Raw genomic sequence first — 18667 nt, 5'->3', positions numbered from 1 at the left:
ACCTTTCGGGAGAAGCCATGCACGACCACGACCACGACAAGCCTTCCCGCGCCGACTACCACCGCACCCATCAGGCGCGGGCGCTGGCCGAGGCCGAGCGGCTGCTGGCCGAACGCGCGCGCCTCGGCGCGCGCTGGCTGAGCTGGGTGGCGGGGGAGCTGTATGCCTTGAGCCCGCCGCAGTACGCCGGCATGGTGCGGCGGGAGCTGCAGCGTCTGCAGGAAGGCGGGGCCTGATCTGCTTTCGTGTTCCCGGACTCATCTGTCGGGCCGGCAGGTGACGGCAGGCGCCGCTGTCTTTCCTTTTTCCGGTGGGGAGAGGGCGCCGAGTGGCCCGGCGTGTGACCGGCGAAACCAGCGCGCGAAGAAGGCGATCGCCAGCAGCAGTTCCGCCACGTCTCCGCCATAGTACATGAGCTGCGCGGCGGCCTGGATCTCGCGCAAGTCGTGCGCCGTGCCCTGCGGAAACCCATAGGCGTACATGAGCTTGCCGAGGGTGGCGTGCAGGGCGGTGCCGAGAAACAGCACGCCGAGGCGCAGCTTCAGACCCGGGCGGTGCGGCGCGGGATCGGGGCCGGCGATGGACCAGGTGAACAGGTAGCCCGACAGCAGAAAGTGCAGGTGCACCAGGAAGTGCACGGCCGGATCGTTGGTGCTGAAGGCGTACAAGGGCGTCAGGTAGAGCAGGTACATGCCGCCGATATCCAGCGCCAGCGCCGTCAGCGGATGGATCAGCGTCCGCACCGGCCGGGTGGCCAGGAAGGCCACCAGCGCGCGCGCAGCCCGCCTCGGCAGGCTGCGCAGCAACAAGGTGCCGGGCGCCCCCAGGACCAGGGCGAGGGGCGCGAACATGCCCAGCAGCAGGTGCTGGAGCATGTGCCCGCGCAGGTCGGCATGGGCGAAGGCAGCCAAGGGCGGCGCCAGGGCCAGGCCGAGCAGGGCGGTGCCGAGGGCGAAGCTCAGCGTGCGCCAGGGGCTCCAGCGCCGTCCGGCGCGTCCTGGGCGGGTGGCCAGTGCATAGGCACCGAGCAGCAGGGCGAGGAGCAGGAAGGCCAGGGCGCTGCCGGCGTGGGGCTGGGCATGGGCGGTGTGCTCCATGCGCGATCAGGCCATCCGGGGGCGGGCACGCAGGCGCCTGGACAGCAGCAGTCCGATCAGCAGCAGCACCGCGCCCGAGGCGTTCCAGAGGAGGTCGTAGGTCAGCAGGTTGTCGATGCCGTAGCGGATCTGGTGCAGCCGCAGCACCTTGTGGTCGACGATGCCGTCGAACAGCTGGAAGCCACCGAGGCCGATGAAGAGGCCGGCCCAGGCGGCGGTCGGGGCGAGGGCCTGCCTGCCGCGCAGGTCGAGCAGCAGGAAGAAGCCGGCGACCAGCACGATCAGCTCGGCGGAGTGCAGCAGGCCGTCGGAGAACAGCGCGATCTGCGGCGTGGCCAGATCGTAGAAATGATGCCAGCCGAGCAGCTGGTGGAAGACGATTTCATCCACGCCGGCCATCAGGCCGATGCCGATCAACGCCGTGGCAAGCATGGATTTGCGCATGTCGCTCTGCACCTGGACGGTCATCGCCTTCCCTCCTTCGTTTCCGTTCCTCGACGTCCCTAGTGAGAGGGGAAGGCCGCGCCTGGTTCCGGGGAGTCGACATCCGGTGCAGGACAGGCGCACAGGCGGACAGGCCATGGCATGAAAAAGGGCCCGCAGGCCCTTTTTCATCCGGCGGGCCTCACTCGGCCAGTTGCACCACCTCGCCGCTGCTTTCGCTGAGGCCGAAGCGGCCCTTGGCGTCGCGGGTCAGGCGGCCCATGGCGACCTTGGGGTCGTGGGTGAAGACCAGGCGGCCACCGCGGGCCAGCAGGTCTTCGAGCAGGGCGGTCTTTTCCTCGATCAGGCCTTCCGGGAAGCGGTCGTAGCCCATGGTGATCGGCAGGTGCACCCAGGGCGCGCCGGGAACCAGGTCGCCGGCGAACACCACCGGGCCGCCGGGCATCGCCACCTCGGGCAGCAACTGGCCGGGGGTGTGGCCGTCGCTGACGTGGAAGCGCCAGTCCGGGCCGAGCACCGCGGAGGTCTGACCGTCGTCGAGCAGTTCCAGGCGGCCGCTGGCTTCCAGCAGCTCCAGCAGTTCCGGGATGTAGGAGGCGCGGTCGCGGGCGTGCGGCTGGCAGGCGCGCTGCCACTGGCGGCGGCCGGTGACGAAGCGCGCGTTGGGAAACAGCAGGCGCGGCGGCTCGCCCTCGGCCCAGGGGGCGAGCAGGCCGCCGGCGTGGTCGAAATGCAGGTGGGTGAGCACCACCACGTCGATGTCGGCGTCGGACAGGCCTTGCGCCTCGAGCTTGTCGAGCAGCACGTGGCGGCTCTCCTGCACGCCGTAGCGCTCCTTCAGCTCGGGGCTGAAGAAGGCGCCGATGCCGGTTTCCACCAGGATATTGCGCCCGTCCTCGCGCACCAGCAGGGCGCGGCAGCCGAGGTCGATGCGGTGCAGCTCGTCGGCCGGCATCCAGCGCTCCCACATGGCGCGCGGGGCGTTGCCGAACATGGCGCCGCCGTCGAGTTTCTGGCTGTTGCCGGGCAGGGTGGTCAGGGTACGCATGGGATGGATCCTTCCTTAGTAGTTGTTGTGATCGCCTGGCCAAGGCTAACCCCTCGGCTGCTTCGCTGCACAGGGGCGAGGGGGCTTCCCGCCGCGTGGCGGTGCCGGGCGGTGGATAAGGCTGCGCCGTTATCCACCCTGCGTGGGAGAGCAGGCTGGGTAGGGTGGACAACGCTTTGCTTGTCCACCGTTTTCGTTCAGGCGCCGCCGCACGGGGCGCCCGCTCGGAATAAAAAAGCGCGATGCCCGCAGGCAGCCGCGCAAGAGGCATGAGGCATGGGGTGGAACCCGCATACAGCCATGCCGGAAGGGAAACGGCCGGCCGCCGCCAGTCAGGCGCCGTCAGCGCCGGATCGGGCAGCCGGTAGCCTGCTGCAGGTGCTCGAAGGTCACCCCCTCGGCCAGCTCGACCAGTTTCAGGCCCTGCTCGGTGACGTCGAGCACGCCCAGGTCGGTGATGATCCGGTCGACCACCCCGACGCCGGTCAGCGGCAGGTCGCAGCGCTCGAGGAGCTTGTGCGCGCCGCCCTTGGCGCAGTGTTCCATCAGCACCACCACGCGGCGCACCCCGGCCACCAGGTCCATGGCCCCGCCCATGCCCTTGACCATCTTGCCGGGGATCATCCAGTTGGCCAGGTCGCCGTGCTCGGAGACCTGCATGGCGCCGAGGATCGACAGGTCGATGTGGCCGCCGCGGATCATGGCGAAGGAGGCGGCGCTGTCGAAGAAGCTGCTGCCCGGGACGGTGGTGACGGTCTGCTTGCCGGCATTGATCAGGTCCGGGTCGACCTCCTCCTCGGTGGGGAAGGGGCCGATGCCGAGCAGGCCGTTCTCGCTCTGCAGCCAGACCTCCATGCCGTCGGGGATGTAGTTGGCGACCAGGGTCGGCAGGCCGATGCCGAGGTTGACGTAGAAGCCGTCCTGCAGCTCCCGGGCGGCGCGCTGCGCCATCTGTTCACGATTCCAGGCCATGGTCAGGCACTCCGCAGGGTACGTTGTTCGATGCGTTTTTCGGGACTGGGGTTGAGCACCAGGCGCTGCACGTAGATGCCCGGCAGGTGGACCTGGTCGGGGTGGAGCTCGCCGGTCTCGACGATCTCCTCGACCTCGGCCACGCAGATCCGCCCGGCCATCGCCGCCAGCGGGTTGAAGTTGCGCGCGGTCTTCCTGAACAGCAGGTTGCCGGCCTTGTCGGCCTTCCAGGCCTTGACCAGGGCGACGTCGGCGGTCAGCGACCTCTCCATCACGTACCACTCGCCGTCGAACTGGCGGGTTTCCTTGCCCTCGGCGACCAGGGTGCCGTAGCCGGTTTTCGTATAGAAGGCGGGGATGCCGGCGCCGCCGGCGCGCAGCTTCTCGGCCAGGGTGCCCTGAGGGGTGAACTCCAACTCGAGTTCGCCGGACAGGTACTGGCGCTCGAACTCCTTGTTCTCGCCGACGTAGGAGGAAATCATCTTGCGGATCTGCCGGGTCTCCAGCAGCAGGCCGAGGCCGAAGCCGTCGACGCCGGCGTTGTTGCTGATGACGGTGAGCTGCTTCCTGCCGGAGTCGCGCAGGGCGGCGATCAGCGTCTCGGGAATGCCGCACAGGCCGAAGCCGCCGACGGCGAGGGTCATGCCGTCCTCCACCAGCCCGTCGAGGGCGTCCTGGGCGCTGGGATAGAGCTTGTTCATGGGTTCCTCTCTCGATGGTGCGGGACCGTCCGCCGCGGGCGGATCAGGTCAGGAAATAGAAGGCCGCGCAGATCACCGCCCCGGAATAGAGCAGCATGATCAAGCAATAGCCCATGATGTCGCGGGCGCCCAGGCCGACGATGCCGAGCAGCGGCAGGGCCCAGAACGGCTGGATCATGTTGGTCCAGGCGTCGCCCCAGGCGATGGCCATGGCGGTGACTTCCGGGGCGACACCGAGGGCCTGGCCGGCCGGCAGCATGATGGGACCCTGCACCGCCCACTGGCCGCCGCCGGAGGGCACGAAGACGTTGACCACCCCGGCGCTGAGGAAGGCCAGCAGCGGGAAGGTGTCGGCGCTGGACCAGGCGACGAAGGCCTCGCTGATCTGCCGGCCGAGGGACACGCCCTCGGCGTTGGCGCCCATCATCATGCCCATGATCCCGGCGTAGAACGGGAACAGCAGGACGATGCCGCCGATGCCGCGCACGCTCTCGTCCATGGCGCGCATGTAGCGTTCCGGGGTGCCGTGCAGCAGCAGGCCGGCGAACAGGAACAGGGCGATCACCACGTTCAGGCCGAGGGCGAAGCCCTGGCTGGCGAAGTGGCCGACGAAATACACCAGCGCCATGCCGACCAGCGCCAGGCCGAGCAGGCGGCTGTCGTCCAGGCGCTGGGCCGGGGTGTCGCGACGCGGCGGCTGCGGGCGCACCTCGGCGAGCAGGGCGGGATCGGCCACCCGGGCGCCCTCGTGCGGGTGCATGGCGCGGTTGAGCAGCGGCAGGCCGATCGCCAGGCCGGCGACGATGGCGAGGTTGAGCGGGGTGAACAGGCTGCGCTGGATGCCGATGGCCTCGGTGAGCACGCCGCCGGAGACGCGCGCAAGATCGGCGCCGCCGCTGGCCAGGGCCAGCGGAATCGAACCGGACAGGCCGCCATGCCAGACCAGAAAGCCCGAGTAGGCGGCGGCCACCAGCAGCGGATAGTCGACGCCGACGACCCGCCGCGCCAGGGCCTGGGCGAACACCGCGCCGACCACCAGGCCGAAGCCCCAGTTGAGCCAGCAGCCGGCCAGCGCCACCAGGGTGACCAGCACCACCGCCTGGCCGGGGCTGCGCGCCAGGCCGGCGAGGCGGTCGAGCTGGCGGCTGACCGCCGGCGCGTTGGCCAGGGCGTGGCCGGTGACGAAGATCAGCGCCATCTGCATGGCGAAGGCCAGCAGGGTCCAGAAGCCGGCGTTCCAGTGGCGGATCATGGCCGGCAGGCTCTGGCCGGTGAAGAGCATGCCGGCGGCCAGCACCAGCAGGGTGAGCAGGGCGGAGAACACGAAGGGCGATGGCAGGTAGCGCTGCACCAGCAGCACGCAGAGGTGGGTGATCCTGGCGAACATTGAGTGCTTCCTGGGTGTTGTTATTGTCGTTGTCGTTGCCATTGTCGTCGCTCCGGTCGTCATCGTTCTTCGGCGGCGGCGTGCGTCACTGCGCCGCCCAGCCGCCGTCCATGTTCCAGGCCGCGCCGCGCACCTGGCTGGCCGATTCGCTGCAGAGGAACAGCACCAGCGCGCCGAGCTGCTCGGGGGTGACGAACTCCAGCGACGGCTGCTTCTCGGCCAGGAGGTCGTGGCGGGCGCCGACGGGGTCGCCGCTGGCCAGGGCGCGGGCGTCGATCTGCTGCTGCACCAGGGGCGTCAGCACCCAGCCGGGGCAGATCGCGTTGCAGGTGATGGGGGTCTGCGCGGTTTCCAGGGCGACCACCTTGGTCAGGCCGAGCAGGCCGTGCTTGGCGGCGACGTAGGCGGACTTCTGCGCCGAGGCGACCAGGCCGTGCACCGAGGCGATGTTGACGATCCGCCCCCAGTTGCGCCGGCGCATGCCGGGCAGGGCCAGGCGGGTGGTGTGGAAGGCCGAGGAGAGGTTGATGGCGAGGACGCTGTCCCAGCGCTCCGGCGGGAATTCCTCGACCGGGGCCACATGCTGGATGCCGGCGTTGTTGACCAGGATGTCGACACCGCCGAACTCGCCTTCGGCGAACGCCATCAGCGCGGCGATTTCTTCGGGCCTGGACATGTCGGCCGGATGGTGGCGCACTTCGTGGCCGTGACTGCGCACCGACTGCAGCGCCTGCTGCGCGTCGCCGAAGCCGTTGAGCACCAGGTTGGCGCCGGCGGCGGCCAGGCAGTGGGCGATGCCCAGGCCGATGCCGCTGGTGGAGCCGGTGACCAGAGCGGTCTTGCCGCCGAGAATCGTCATGGGCTTGTCTCCTTGGTCGTTCAGACCAGACCGGTGGCGTAGAACACGCCGATGATGAAGAACACGGCGAGGGTGGCGATCAGCGTGATGCCGAAGATGTCCTTGTAGGCCTCGCGATGGGTCAGTCCGGTGACCGCCAGCAGGGTGATCACCGCGCCGTTGTGCGGCAGGGTGTCCATCCCGCCGCTGGACATGGAGGCCACCCGGTGCAGCACCTCCAGGGGGATCTGCGCGGCGTTGGCGGCGGCTATGAAAGTATCGGACATGGCCGCCAGGGCGATGCTCATGCCGCCCGAGGCGGAGCCGGTGATGCCCGCCAGCAGGTTCACGGTGATGGCCTCGTTGATCAGCGGGTTGGGGATGGCCTCCAGGGCGTCGGCCACCAGCACGAAGCCGGGCAGCGAGGCGATCACGCCACCGAAGCCGTACTCCGAGGCGGTGTTCATCGCCGCCAGCAGGGCGCCGCCCACGGCCGTCTGGGTGCCTTCGGCGAGCCGGCTGCGCACCGTGCCGAAGCTGCTCGCCAGCACCAGCAGAATGCCCAGCAGCAGGGCGCCTTCCACCGCCCAGATAGCGGTCAGCCTGTTCACGTCGGTCACCAGCGGCGCCGGCATGCCGACCAGCTGCAGGCTGTGGCTGGCGCCGTACCAGAGCGGGATCAGGCCGGTCAGCAGCAGGTTCGAGACGCCCACCAGCAGCAGCGGCGAGAGCGCCAGCCAGGGGTTGGGCAGGCGCAGGTCGGCGGCGGTTTCCGGTTCGTTGCGAAGCTGCGTGCCGTAGCCCTCGCCGGCGCGCCGGGCCTTGTGCAGCTGGCGCTGCAGGTAGAGCATGCCGACCACGAGGATGAACAGGGAGCCGATCAGCCCCAGCCAGGGGGCGGCCCAGGCGTTGGTGCCGAAGAAGGCGCTGGGGATGATGTTCTGGATCTGCGGGGTGCCCGGCAGGGCGGTCATGGTGAAGGTGAAGGCGCCGAGGGCGATGGTCGCCGGGATCAGGCGCTTGGGGATGTCGCTCTGGCGGAACATCTCGGCGGCGAACGGATAGACCGCGAACACCACCACGAACAGCGACACCCCGCCGAAGGTGAGCAGGGCGCAGACCAGCACGATCACCAGCATCGCCTGGCGGGTGCCGAGCAGGCGGATCGCCGCGCTGACGATGGAGCGGGAAAAACCGGACAGTTCGATCAGCTTGCCGAACACCGCGCCGAGCAGGAACACCGGGAAGTACAGCTTGATGAAGCCGACCATCTTTTCCATGAACACCCCGCTGAAGGCCGGTGCTACCGCGCTGGTGTCGGTCAGCAGCACGGCGCTGAGGGCGGCGATGGGGGCGAAGAGGATCACGCTGTAGCCGCGGTAGGCGGCCAGCATGAGCAGAGCCAGGGCCGCGAGGGCGACGATGACACTCATGGGGGAATCTCCTTGAACCTGCCGTGTCGAGCGGAAGGCCGTCAATGGCCTGCGCTAAGGATGGATCACGACGGGGGATATTGTTGTTATCGGTGCGGAAGTCCGCGGAATTTCTTACAGCGAATTCCATGCCATCGAAGTTGCCCATTGATTCATAAGGATTTTTTCGGGATGCACGGCAGTGCTTTCCCATATTCGGGAAAGATGCGGCTGCAGGAGCGGCTGGAGGGGCGATTAGAGGCGAGGTCGGCGGATTCCCATTTTCGGGATTGTTCCCGTTATCGGGACGGAATGCCCAGCGCGGCCAGCCGGCGGTACAGGGTGGAGCGGCTCAGGCCCAGGCGCCGCGCGGCCTCCAGGGCATTGCCGGCGCTCGCCAGGGCGTTCTCCAGCAGCTCGCGCTCGAAGCGCTGCATGGCCTGCCGGTAGCTTTCGCCGGCGGCCGGCGCCGCGACCGGCACGGGGCGCGGCTGTGGTTCCAGGGCGGCGGCGAGCATGGCCTCATCCAGCTGCGTGCCGTCGCCGAGCAGAATGGCGCGCTCAAGCAGGTTGCGCAGCTCGCGGATATTGCCCGGCCAGTCGTGGCGGGCGAGCAGGGCCAGGGCGGCAGTGCTTGGCGCCTGGTCGCTGCCGAGCTGGCCGAGGATCGCCTCGCACAGCGCCGGCAGGTCGTCCAGGCGCTCGCGCAGCGGCGGCAGGCGGATCGGCAGCACGTTCAGCCGGTAGTAGAGGTCGGCGCGGAAGCGGCCCTGGCGCACCGCCGTTTCCAGGTCGCAGGAGGTGGCGGCGATCAGGCGCACGTCGCTGAACAGGATCTGGTTGGAGCCGACCGGCTCGAATTCCTTCTCCTGCAGGACGCGCAGCAGCTTGCCCTGCAGGTGCAGGGGCATGTCGCCGATCTCGTCGAGGAACAGGGTGCCGCCCTGGGCGATCTGGAACTTGCCGGGCCGTGCTTTGCGGCTGGCGCCGGTGTAGGCGCCCGGCGCGGTGCCGAAGAATTCCGCCTCCAGCAGGCTTTCCGGGATGGCCGCCATGTTCAGGCTGACGAAGGGCCTGTGGGCGCGCGGCGAGGCGGCGTGGATGGCGTGGGCCAGAAGCTCCTTGCCGGTGCCGGTCTCGCCGAGCAGCAGCACCGGTGCCTCGCTGGCCGCGCCGCGGCGGGCGCGGCGCTTGACCTCCAGGGCCGGGGTGCTGGTGCCGATGAACTGGGCGAAGCTGTAGCGGGCCTGGCGCGCCTGCAGCAGGGAGCGGGTCGAGGCCAGCTCCTCCTGCATGCTCAGGTAGTGGCGGACCAGTGGCGAGAGGCGCTTGAGTTCGTCGAACAGGGCGAAGCCGATGGCGCCGATCAGCTGGCCGTTCTCGTCGCGGATCGGCAGGCGCATGACCACCAGCGGGTCCTTCGGCGTATCGAGCATGTCCAGCAGGATCGGCCGGCCGCTGTGCGCCACCTCGCGCAGCAGGCTGCCGGGGATCACGCTCTCCACCGGCTGGCCGAGGGCCTCGGCCGGATCGGCGAGACCGAAGCGCCGGGCGTAGCGCTCGTTGATCCAGACGATGCGCGCGTCGCGGTCGACGATCACCGTGCCCTCGCTGGACTGCTCGACGATCTCGAACAGCGAGCGCATCGCCTGCAGGCGGGTGCTGCGGTAGTCCTTGAGGCGGTCGGTGGAATCCATGCTGCGCTCCGCTGCGTGAAGAGGGTCCTGCTGCGGACGTTCGCTCAAGAGCGGCCGCACTGCAAGCCGGGCTCGGAAGCGGGGGCGACCATCGACGCCTTGAGGGCGAGCCGGGGTGCCTTGAGAATGGGCGGATCGATCGGTTCGGTCAGGAGTGACTCATGAGTGGCAGCATCCCTTCCCTGGAGATTTCCGGCCCCCTGGCGACCCTGCGCCTGCGGCGGCCGGACAAGGCCAACCGCCTGGAGGAGGCGGACCTGACGGCGCTGCTGGATTGCCTGGCGCGCATCGAGGCGGCGCCGCAGGTGCGGGTGGTGCTGTTGCGCGCCGAGGGGCGGCATTTCTGCGCCGGCTACAGCTTCGACGACCTGGCCGCGGCCGGCGACGGCGGGCGCTTCGAGACGGTCGCCGACGCCCTGGAGAACCTGCGTCCCCTGACCATCGCCGAGGTGCAGGGCGGGGTGTTCGGCGGCGCCACCGACATCCTGCTGGCCTGCGACTTCCGCCTCGGCGGCCCGGCAGCGCAGATGCTCATGCCGGCGGCGCGCTTCGGCCTGCACCTCTACGCCGGGCTGTTCCAGCGCTACGTGTCGCGCCTCGGGCTGAACGCCGCCAAGCGGCTGATCCTCGCCTGCGAGAAGCTCGACGCCAGGGGCATGCTGGAGGTCGGCCTGCTCACCCACCTGTACGACAGTCCCGAGCGGCTGGCCGAGGCGACCGAGGCGCTGGCCGCTAACCTGGCGGAACTGGCCCCGCTGGCGGTGGCCGGCATGAAGCGCCACCTGAACGCGGCCGCCCGCGGCACCCTGGACCGCACGGCGGTGGAGGCGGACGTGCAGCACTGCTCGGCCTCGGCGGACTTCCAGGAAGGGCTGCGCGCGCTCGGCGAAAAGCGCCCGCCGCGGTTCGAGGGGCGCTGAGCCTTTTCTTCCCCGGCGCGACGTCTGGGGGAACCTTGCCCGGCAGCCAGGACCTAACGGAACCGGCTGCCGGCCTCGGGCGCGAACTGCTCCGCCGCCGGCAGAGCGACCATGGCGAAGACGATCTCCGCCAGCCGATGCGTGCTCCGGAAGGGCCGGGTCCGTTCCCGGACCTGCCGGCCATGCCGCCGGGTATCACGTCGATCGGCAACTGCCTCTCGATTCGCCCGTCTCCGCGGCTCAGGCGAAGCGTGCAGGGTGATGTCCCATGGCACGCGAGCGACTGGGTCCAATAATATCTTTCTACTATAAAATTTGTTTTTATAACAACATTTGCTGTTGATGAATCGATTCAATGATGGTTTTATTGCGCCTTCTTTTACAAAAAGAACAAGCGCCATGGCTACTACCAATACTATCGAGCCTTGCACCTTCGCCCTGTTCGGCGCCCTGGGTGACCTGGCCTTGCGCAAGCTGTTCCCCGCCCTCTACCAACTGGACCGCGCCGGCCTGCTGTGCCCGGACACGCGGTTGCTGGCGCTGGCCCTGGATGCCGGCGAGGGGACCCGGGACATCGTCGCCGAGCACCTGCGCCGCCACGTGCCGGGGGCGGAGCTGGAGGAGGGCGTCCTGCAGCGCTTCCTCGGCCGCCTGGACTACCTGTCGATGGACTTCCTCAATGCGGGCGACTACGCCGCGCTGGCCGACCGGGCCGGCGATGCCGAGCGGCTGGTCGCCTACTTCGCCACCCCGGCCGCGCTCTACGAGCCGATCTGCGCCGGGCTGGCCGAGGTGGGCCTGGCCGAGCGCACCCGCGTGGTGCTGGAGAAGCCGATCGGCCACGACCTGGCCTCCTCGCGCAAGGTCAACGATGCGGTGGCGCGGCACTTCCCGGAAGACCGCACCTACCGGATCGACCACTACCTGGGCAAGGAGACGGTGCAGAACCTGATCGCCCTGCGCTTCGCCAACAGCCTGTTCGAGACCCAGTGGAACCAGAACCACATCTCCCACGTGGAGATCACCGTGGCCGAGCAGGTCGGCATCGAGGGCCGCTGGGGCTACTTCGACAAGGCCGGCCAGCTGCGCGACATGATCCAGAACCACCTGCTGCAGCTGCTCTGCCTGATCGCCATGGACCCGCCGAGCGACCTGTCGGCCGACAGCATCCGCGACGAGAAGGTCAAGGTACTCAAGGCGCTGGCGCCGATCGACGCCGCCCAGCTCAGCCAGCAGGTGGTGCGCGGCCAATACGTGGCCGGCAACATCCTCGGCAAGCCGGTGCCCGGCTACCTGGAGGAGGACAACGCCAACCCGCGCAGCGACACCGAGACCTTCGTCGCCCTGCGCGCGGAGATCCGCAACTGGCGCTGGGCCGGGGTGCCGTTCTACCTGCGCACCGGCAAGCGCATGCCGCAGAAGCTGTCGCAGATCGTCATCCACTTCAAGGAGGCGCCGCACTACATCTTCGCCGAGGAGCAGCGCCCCCTGATCGGCAACAAGCTGATCATCCGCCTGCAGCCGAACGAGAGCATCGCCCTGCAGGTGATGACCAAGGAGCAGGGGCTGGACAAGGGCATGCAGCTGCGCAGCGGCCCCTTGCAGCTGAATTTTTCCGACACCTACCGCAGCGCGCGGATTCCCGACGCCTACGAGCGGCTGCTGCTGGAGGTGATGAAGGGCAACCAGAACCTGTTCGTGCGCAAGGACGAGATCGAGTACGCCTGGCGCTGGTGCGACCGGCTGATCGCCGGCTGGCGCCTGCAGGGCGAGGCGCCCAAGCCGTATGCGGCGGGCAGCTGGGGGCCCCTGTCTTCGATTGCACTGATCACCCGTGACGGGAGGAGCTGGTATGGGGATTTCTGAACTCGATCTGCCGGCCGGGCTGGTGACTCGGTCGCTGGCCGACGGCGCCGCCCTGGCCGAGGGCCTGGCCGACCGCGTGGCCGAGGTGCTGCGCCAGGCCATCGACACCGATGGCCGGGCCAGTCTCTTGGTATCGGGCGGGCGCAGCCCGGTGCCCTTCTTCGAGGCGCTGTCTGCCCGCGAGCTGGACTGGAGCCGGGTGCAGGTCGGCCTGGTCGACGAGCGCTGGGTGGCGCCGGACCAGGACGGCAGCAACGAAGCGCTGGTGCGCCGCCATCTGCTGCAGGGCCCGGCTGCCGCGGCGAGCTTCCTCGGCCTCTACCAGCCGGCGGCCAGCCTGGAGGAGGCGGCCCGCCTGGCCGGCCGGGCGCTGGCGGCGCTCAAGCGGCCGGTCGATGCGGTGGTGCTGGGCATGGGCGAGGACGGCCACACCGCCTCGCTGTTCCCCGGCAGCCCGAACCTCGCCCAGGCCCTGGCCGGCACCTGCGCCGAGCCATGCATGGCGATGCTCGCGCCGGTCGCGCCGCACCCGCGGATTAGTCTGACCTGGCCGGTGCTGGCGCGGGCACGCCTGCGCTGCCTGGCCATCCAGGGCCCGGCCAAGCTGGAGACCCTGCGCCAGGCCCTGCGTGCCGATCCGCTGCGCATGCCGATCCGCGCCTTCCTCGGCGACGGGCTGGAGATCCACTGGAGCCCTTGAGGCCGCGGACCGCGAGGGAACGCTCCGCTTCGCAGCCAGTCAGGATGGCCGTATCAGACGCACCCCTTACAAGTCCAAGACAGATTGAAGGAAGCCGTACTCCATGAGCTACTACCAGCACGCGTTCGACGTCACCGCTCTGGCCTCCTGGCGGGCCCTGCAGGAACACCGCCAGGCCATGCAGAACTTCCACATGCGCGAGGCGTTCCTGAGCGATCCCGGCCGTTTCGACGAGTTCTCCACCACCAGCTGCGGCCTCTTCCTCGACTACTCGAAGAACCTCATCACCCAGGAAACCCGCGACCTGCTGGTCAACCTGGCCCGCGAGGCCGGCGTCGAGCAGGCCACCCGGGCGATGTTCGACGGCGAGAGGATCAACGCCTCGGAAGGCCGCCCGGTCCTGCACACCGCGTTGCGTCGCCCGATGGGCGACAGCCTGGTCATCGACGGCCACAACATCATGCGCGACGTGCACGCCGCCCTGGCGCAGATGACCGACATCGTCGGGCGCATCCACAACAAGCTGTGGCGTGGCTACAACGACAAGGCCATCACCGACGTGGTGAACATCGGCATCGGCGGCTCCTACCTCGGCCCCGAGCTGGTGTCCGAGGCGCTTCTGCCCTACACCCAGCAGTCCGGCGTGCGCTGCCACTACCTGGCGAACATCGACGGCAGTGAGTTCCGCGAGCTGACCGCGCGGCTGAACGCCGAGACCACCCTGTTCATCATCTCCAGCAAGACCTTCGGCACCCTGGAGACCCTGAAGAACGCCCAGGCCGCGCGCACCTGGTACCTGGCCAAGGGGGGGACCGAGGAAAAGCTCTATCGCCACTTCATCGCGGTGAGCAGCAACAAGCAGGCGGCGATCGAGTTCGGCATCCGCGAGAAGAACATCTTCCCGATGTGGGACTGGGTCGGCGGGCGCTATTCGCTGTGGTCGGCCATCGGCCTGCCGATCGCCCTGGCCATCGGCATGGCCAACTTCAAGGACCTGCTGTCTGGCGCCTACGCCATGGACTGCCATTTCCGCAACGAGCCGTTCGAGAACAACATGCCGGTGCTGCTGGCCATGCTCGGCATCTGGTACCACAACTTCTGGGGCGCGCAGACCCACGCCTTCCTGCCCTACGACCACTACCTGCGCAACTTCGTCAAGCACCTGCAGCAGATGGACATGGAGTCCAACGGCAAGAGCGTGCGCCAGGACGGCAGCCCGGTGTCCTGCGGCACCGGCCCGGTGATCTGGGGCGGCGTCGGCTGCAACGGCCAGCACGCCTACCACCAGCTGCTGCACCAGGGCACTCCGCTGATCCCGGCGGACTTCATCGTGCCGGTGGTCAGCCACAACCCGGTGGCCGACCACCACCAGTGGCTGTACGCCAACTGCCTGTCGCAGAGCCAGGCGCTGATGTGTGGCAAGAGCCGCGAGGAGGCCGAGGCCGAGTTGCGCGCCAAGGGCCTGGCGGAAGCGGAAGTGAAGCGCCTGGCGCCGCACAAGGTGATCCCCGGCAACCGGCCGAGCAACACCCTGGTGGTGGAAACCCTCAACCCCAGCCGCCTCGGCGCGCTGATCGCCCTGTACGAGCACAAGGTGTTCGTCCAAGGGGTGGTCTGGGGCATCAACTCCTTCGACCAGTGGGGCGTCGAGCTGGGCAAGGAGCTCGGCAAGAACGTCTACGGCCGCCTGACCAGCTACGAGGCACCGCCGGCCGAGGACTCCTCGACCCAGGGCCTGATCGACTACTTCCGCGGCCGTCACCGCGGCTGATCCCGACGGGGTGTTGCACCCGGCAGGCCTGCGCCACAGGGCGCGGGCCTGTCCGTACCTGAACAATAACTCCAAGAGGAAAGGTTAGATGAACATCGAAGTCAGTCTGCAGGAGCGCTCGCAAGCCACGGCCGGAAAGACCGCTCCCATTTCCACGACCTTCGCCTTTGTCCTGGTGACGGCGCTGTTCTTCATGTGGGGGTTGTCCCATGGCCTGCTGGACGTCCTGAACCACCATTTCCAGGAAACCCTGAACATCTCCCGGGCCAAGTCCGGCCTGATCCAGACCGCCTACTTCGGCGCCTACTTCATCATGGCGCTGCCGGTCGGCCTGTTCATGGAGCGCTGCGGCTACAAGGCCGGCATCCTGCTCGGCCTGGCCCTGTTCGCGATCGGCGCGCTGCTCTTCGTGCCGGCGTCCATGGCCGCGACCTTCAGCGCCTTCCTGATCGCGCTCTTCGTGCTCGCCTGCGGCCTGGCCTGCCTGGAAGTGTCCGCCAACCTCTACGCCGCCGCACTGGGCAATCCGGACAAGACCGTGCAGCGCCTGAACTTCGCCCAGTCCTTCAACGGCCTGGGGGTGTTCCTCGGGCCGATGATCGGCGGTGCGGTGCTCTACGCGCCGCCGTTCGAGCTGGCCGGCAGCACCATCGCGCCGACCTCGCTGATCTACGTGTCGCTCGCCGTGCTGGTGGTGGGGCTGATGGTGGTCTTCGCCCGCACCGCCTTCCCTGAGGTCGGCAGCGAGGTTGAGGCCGCCGAGGCGCCGGCCGGGGAGGACGTCTCGCTGTGGCGCCAGAAGAACTTCACCTTCGCCCTGCTGGCACAGTTCTGCAACATCGGCGCCTATGTCGGGGTCGGGGCCTACTTCATCAATTTCGCCCTGGAGCACTGGCAGGGCAGCACGCCCCAGTTCTGTTCCTTCCTGCTCTCGGTGGCGATGATCGGCTACATGATCGGCCGTTTCTCCGGCACCTGGCTGATGCGCCGCATCCCGGCGCGCAACCTGCTGGTGTTCAACGCCATCGCCTGCGCCTTCCTGAGCGTCGTCGCCATGCTGGCGGTGGAGAAGGTTTCGGTCATCGCGATGATCGCCATGTATTTCTTCATGTCGATCATGTACCCGACCATCTTCGGCATGGGCGTGCAGGGCCTGGGCCGGCAGACCAACCGGGGCGGCTCGATCCTGGTGATGGCCCTGGTCGGCGCCGCGGTCCTGCCGCTGGTCATGGGGGCGATCGCCGATGCTTCGGGCATGGCGATGTCCTTCATCGTGCCGTTCGCCTGCTGTGTAGTGGTGGCGCTGTACGGGCTTTACCAGAAGCCGGCCGAGTCCTGTGCGTCCAGCCTGGCCGCCAAGGCCGAATAAACCGGCAGGCGCCGGGAAAACGGCTTTCCCGGCGCCGTCGAAATCCGAGAGCAAGAGGTGCGCAATGTTTCTAGTATGCGGCGAAGCGCTGTTCGACCTGTTCGTCGAGCCAGCGCACAGTGAACTGCCCCGCCAGGTGGGCTTCAAGGCGATTGCCGGCGGCTCTCCCTTCAACGTGGCGGTGGGGCTCAGCCGGCTGGGGGTGGATTCCGCCCTGCTGACCGGGATCTCCAGCGATTTTCTCGGCCTGCAGTTGCGTCAGGTGCTGGAGGACGAGGGGGTGTCGACCCGCTATCTGGTCCCGCTCGAGGCGGCCACCACCACCCTCAGTCTGGTCGCCGTGGACGGCCAGGGCGTGCCCCACTACAGCTTCTACGGGCATTCCGGAGCGGACCGCCAGCTGCGTCCGGAGCAGGTGCCCGCGCTGGGCGGCGAGGTGCGCGGCATCCATGTCGGCTCCTACTCGCTGGTCGTGCAGCCGACCGCGGACACCCTCTACGGGGTGGTGGAGAGGGCCTCGCAGGAGCTGCTGATCACCCTCGACCCGAACGTGCGCCTCAACGTCGAGCCCGACCTCGACGTCTGGCGCGAGCGGATCGGCGCCTTCGCCCGGCATGCCCACCTGGTCAAGGTCAGCGAGGAGGACCTGGAGCTGCTCTATCCGGGCGAGGACCCGGCGGTAATGGCCGAGCGCTTCCTGCAGCACCAGTGCCGTCTGGTGTTCCTCACCCGCGGCGAGAACGGCGTGATGGTGTTCAGCCGCGCCCACGGCAGCTGGTCCAGCCCGGCCAACGCGATCACCATGGTGGATACCGTGGGCGCCGGCGACACCTTCCAGGCGGCCTTGATCACCTACCTGGCCGAGCAGGGCTTCGACCGTCCGGCCGGGCTAGACAGCCTGGAGAAGACCCACCTCGAGCAGATGCTCGCCTTCGCCCAGGCGGCGGCGGCGCTGACCTGCCAGCGTCGCGGTCCGGACCTGCCGCGTCGCCACGAGCTGGCGGCTCCGGCCGGCCGGCCGGAGCCGGTCGTCTAACCTGTATTCAGCGTGGTCCGGATCGGCGCGCGCTGATTTCGGAGGAGCGGGGAGAGAGGGCGCCGCCTGCGCGTCCCCGTCTCCCTCGTTCCCCTCTCGGCCCGTGCGGCCGACAACCCGATCAAATGCACAGGGATTCACCATGAAGAAGCATTCCGGCCCCGACGGCCCGGGCGCCATCGCCAGCGCCATGCCCGCACCGGTCCGCGAGTTTGTCCTGATCGACAGCGACAGGCCCCCGCAGAACTGGAGCATCGATAGCCGACAGCTGGGCATCGAGACCGACAGGCCGTTCTCGATCAGCCTGCGCACCCTGCACGGCGGACGCCAGGAAGGCGTCTGCCTGATCGACATCGACAACGGCGCCATGACCATCAGCGTGGTGCCGACCCGCGGCATGAACGTGCTGCGCGCGGTGGCCGGCGACGTCCGTCTGGGCTGGGATTCGCCGGTCGGCGAGGTGGTCAACCCGGCGTTCATCGAGCGGAACGCCCGCGGCGGCCTCGGCTGGCTGGAGGGCTTCAACGAACTGGTCACCCGCTGCGGCTACGAGTGGATCGGTCATCCCGGCGTGGACAACGGCGAACTGCTCAGCCTGCACGGCCGGGCATCGAACATCCCGGCGTCGCGGGTGGTGCTGACCGTCGACGAGAAGCCGCCGCATACCATCCGCCTGCGCGGCGAGCTGAAGGAGCAGGCGTTCAAGAAAGTCGACTTCGCCATCGTCAGCGAACTGAGCACCGAGCCGGGCGCGCTGAGCTTCAGCCTTGACGACAGCCTGACCAACCGCGGCGACTATCCCAGGGAGTACCAGGCGCTCTACCACAACAACTTCGGCAGCCCGCTGCTGGAGCAGGGCGCACGCTTCGTCGCCCCGGTCAAACAGGTGTCGCCGTTCAACGAAAGGGCCCGCGGCGAACTGGACGAATGGCAGAGCTACCGCGGGCCGACCGAGGGTTACGACGAGACCGTCTACAACCTGATTCCCTACGGCGATGCGCTGGGCGAAAGCCTGGCCGTGCTGCACAACCGCGCCGGCGACCGCGGCGTGGCGGTCGCCTTCGATATCGGCCAGCTGCCGGTGTTCTCCCTGTGGAAGAACACCGACACCGAGCGCCAGGGCTACGTCACCGGCCTGGAGCCCGGTACCAGCTTCTCCTACAACCGCCGCTTCCAGCGCCCGCTGGGCCTGGTGCCGACCATCGGCCCCCGGGAGCAGCGCCACTTCCAGCTAGGCTTCACGCTGCTCGCCGGCAGGGCGGACGTGGAGCAGGCCCTGCAGCGGATCGACGAGATCCAGGCTGGGCGTCCAACCGAAGTGCGCGAAACGCCGCTGGTCGATCTGGGCGGGAACTGATCCCGCATCGCATCGCGGCGCAAGAGTCGCCCGGGCAGTCGACAGGCTCGCC

17 protein-coding genes are annotated in these 18667 nt (G+C 68.7%); 8 read left to right on the top strand and 9 right to left on the bottom strand.

The annotated features are described in order from the left end of the window. Positions 1-17: 17 nt before the first annotated feature. Positions 18-236: a hypothetical protein gene (locus GCU53_RS05200; RefSeq protein ID WP_152386676.1), complete on the top strand. Its 219-nt coding sequence runs from the start codon at positions 18-20 to the stop codon at positions 234-236. Between the two features lie 21 nt (positions 237-257). On the opposite strand, the gene GCU53_RS05195 is transcribed toward GCU53_RS05200, so the two are convergent. From GCU53_RS05195 to GCU53_RS05155, 9 genes are all read right to left on the bottom strand, one after another. Beyond that, positions 258-1097, bottom strand: a complete 840-nt coding sequence (locus GCU53_RS05195; RefSeq protein ID WP_152386675.1) for a cytochrome c oxidase assembly protein — start codon at positions 1095-1097, stop codon at positions 258-260. Between the two features lie 6 nt (positions 1098-1103). Then, positions 1104-1565 (bottom strand): DUF2243 domain-containing protein, encoded by a 462-nt coding sequence (locus tag GCU53_RS05190; RefSeq protein ID WP_152386674.1) that lies wholly within the window; start codon positions 1563-1565, stop codon positions 1104-1106. A 157-nt stretch (positions 1566-1722) separates the two neighbouring features. Beyond that, positions 1723-2589: an MBL fold metallo-hydrolase gene (locus GCU53_RS05185; RefSeq protein ID WP_152386673.1), complete on the bottom strand. Its 867-nt coding sequence runs from the start codon at positions 2587-2589 to the stop codon at positions 1723-1725. A gap of 342 nt (positions 2590-2931) precedes the next feature. After that, entirely contained in the window at positions 2932-3561 is a 630-nt protein-coding gene (locus GCU53_RS05180; protein WP_152386672.1) for a CoA transferase subunit B, read from the bottom strand. A gap of 2 nt (positions 3562-3563) precedes the next feature. Then, the gene (locus GCU53_RS05175; RefSeq protein ID WP_152386671.1) at positions 3564-4262 is read right to left on the bottom strand and encodes a CoA transferase subunit A; all 699 of its coding nucleotides are present in this window, start codon (positions 4260-4262) and stop codon (positions 3564-3566) included. Positions 4263-4305: 43 nt separating this feature from the next. Beyond that, positions 4306-5649, bottom strand: a complete 1344-nt coding sequence (locus GCU53_RS05170; RefSeq protein WP_152386670.1) for a short-chain fatty acid transporter — start codon at positions 5647-5649, stop codon at positions 4306-4308. A gap of 85 nt (positions 5650-5734) precedes the next feature. Continuing rightward, entirely contained in the window at positions 5735-6508 is a 774-nt protein-coding gene (locus GCU53_RS05165; protein WP_152386669.1) for a 3-hydroxybutyrate dehydrogenase, read from the bottom strand. Positions 6509-6528: 20 nt separating this feature from the next. Beyond that, positions 6529-7920 (bottom strand): GntP family permease, encoded by a 1392-nt coding sequence (locus tag GCU53_RS05160; RefSeq protein WP_152386668.1) that lies wholly within the window; start codon positions 7918-7920, stop codon positions 6529-6531. Between the two features lie 278 nt (positions 7921-8198). Continuing rightward, on the bottom strand, positions 8199-9596 hold the full coding sequence (locus GCU53_RS05155; protein ID WP_152386667.1) for a sigma-54 interaction domain-containing protein: 1398 nt from the start codon (positions 9594-9596) through the stop codon (positions 8199-8201). A gap of 161 nt (positions 9597-9757) precedes the next feature. On the opposite strand from GCU53_RS05155, the gene GCU53_RS05150 reads away from it, so the two are divergent. From GCU53_RS05150 to GCU53_RS05120, 7 genes are all read left to right on the top strand, one after another. After that, the gene (locus GCU53_RS05150; RefSeq protein ID WP_152386666.1) at positions 9758-10516 is read left to right on the top strand and encodes an enoyl-CoA hydratase/isomerase family protein; all 759 of its coding nucleotides are present in this window, start codon (positions 9758-9760) and stop codon (positions 10514-10516) included. Between the two features lie 399 nt (positions 10517-10915). Further along, a complete protein-coding gene (zwf, locus tag GCU53_RS05145; RefSeq protein WP_152386665.1) occupies positions 10916-12382 on the top strand; it encodes a glucose-6-phosphate dehydrogenase in 1467 nt (488 codons plus the stop codon). Further along, the gene (gene pgl / locus GCU53_RS05140; protein ID WP_152386664.1) at positions 12369-13082 is read left to right on the top strand and encodes a 6-phosphogluconolactonase; all 714 of its coding nucleotides are present in this window, start codon (positions 12369-12371) and stop codon (positions 13080-13082) included. Before zwf ends, pgl begins: the two co-directional genes overlap by 14 nt. A 103-nt stretch (positions 13083-13185) precedes the next feature. After that, a complete protein-coding gene (gene pgi / locus GCU53_RS05135) occupies positions 13186-14853 on the top strand; it encodes a glucose-6-phosphate isomerase (RefSeq protein ID WP_152386663.1) in 1668 nt (555 codons plus the stop codon). Positions 14854-14941: 88 nt separating this feature from the next. After that, entirely contained in the window at positions 14942-16222 is a 1281-nt protein-coding gene (locus GCU53_RS05130) for a sugar MFS transporter (protein WP_152386662.1), read from the top strand. A 64-nt stretch (positions 16223-16286) separates the two neighbouring features. Continuing rightward, positions 16287-17258 carry a carbohydrate kinase family protein gene (locus tag GCU53_RS05125; protein ID WP_152386661.1) on the top strand — a complete coding sequence of 324 codons (972 nt, stop codon included), beginning with the start codon at positions 16287-16289 and terminating at the stop codon, positions 17256-17258. Positions 17259-17400: 142 nt separating this feature from the next. Beyond that, on the top strand, positions 17401-18615 hold the full coding sequence (locus GCU53_RS05120; RefSeq protein ID WP_152386660.1) for an aldose 1-epimerase family protein: 1215 nt from the start codon (positions 17401-17403) through the stop codon (positions 18613-18615). Positions 18616-18667 lie beyond the last annotated feature (52 nt).

Source organism: Azotobacter salinestris (assembly GCF_009363155.1).
In the GTDB taxonomy this organism is placed as follows: Bacteria; Pseudomonadota; Gammaproteobacteria; order Pseudomonadales; family Pseudomonadaceae; genus Azotobacter; species Azotobacter salinestris.
This window is presented reverse-complemented; position numbering and strand designations above follow the sequence as displayed.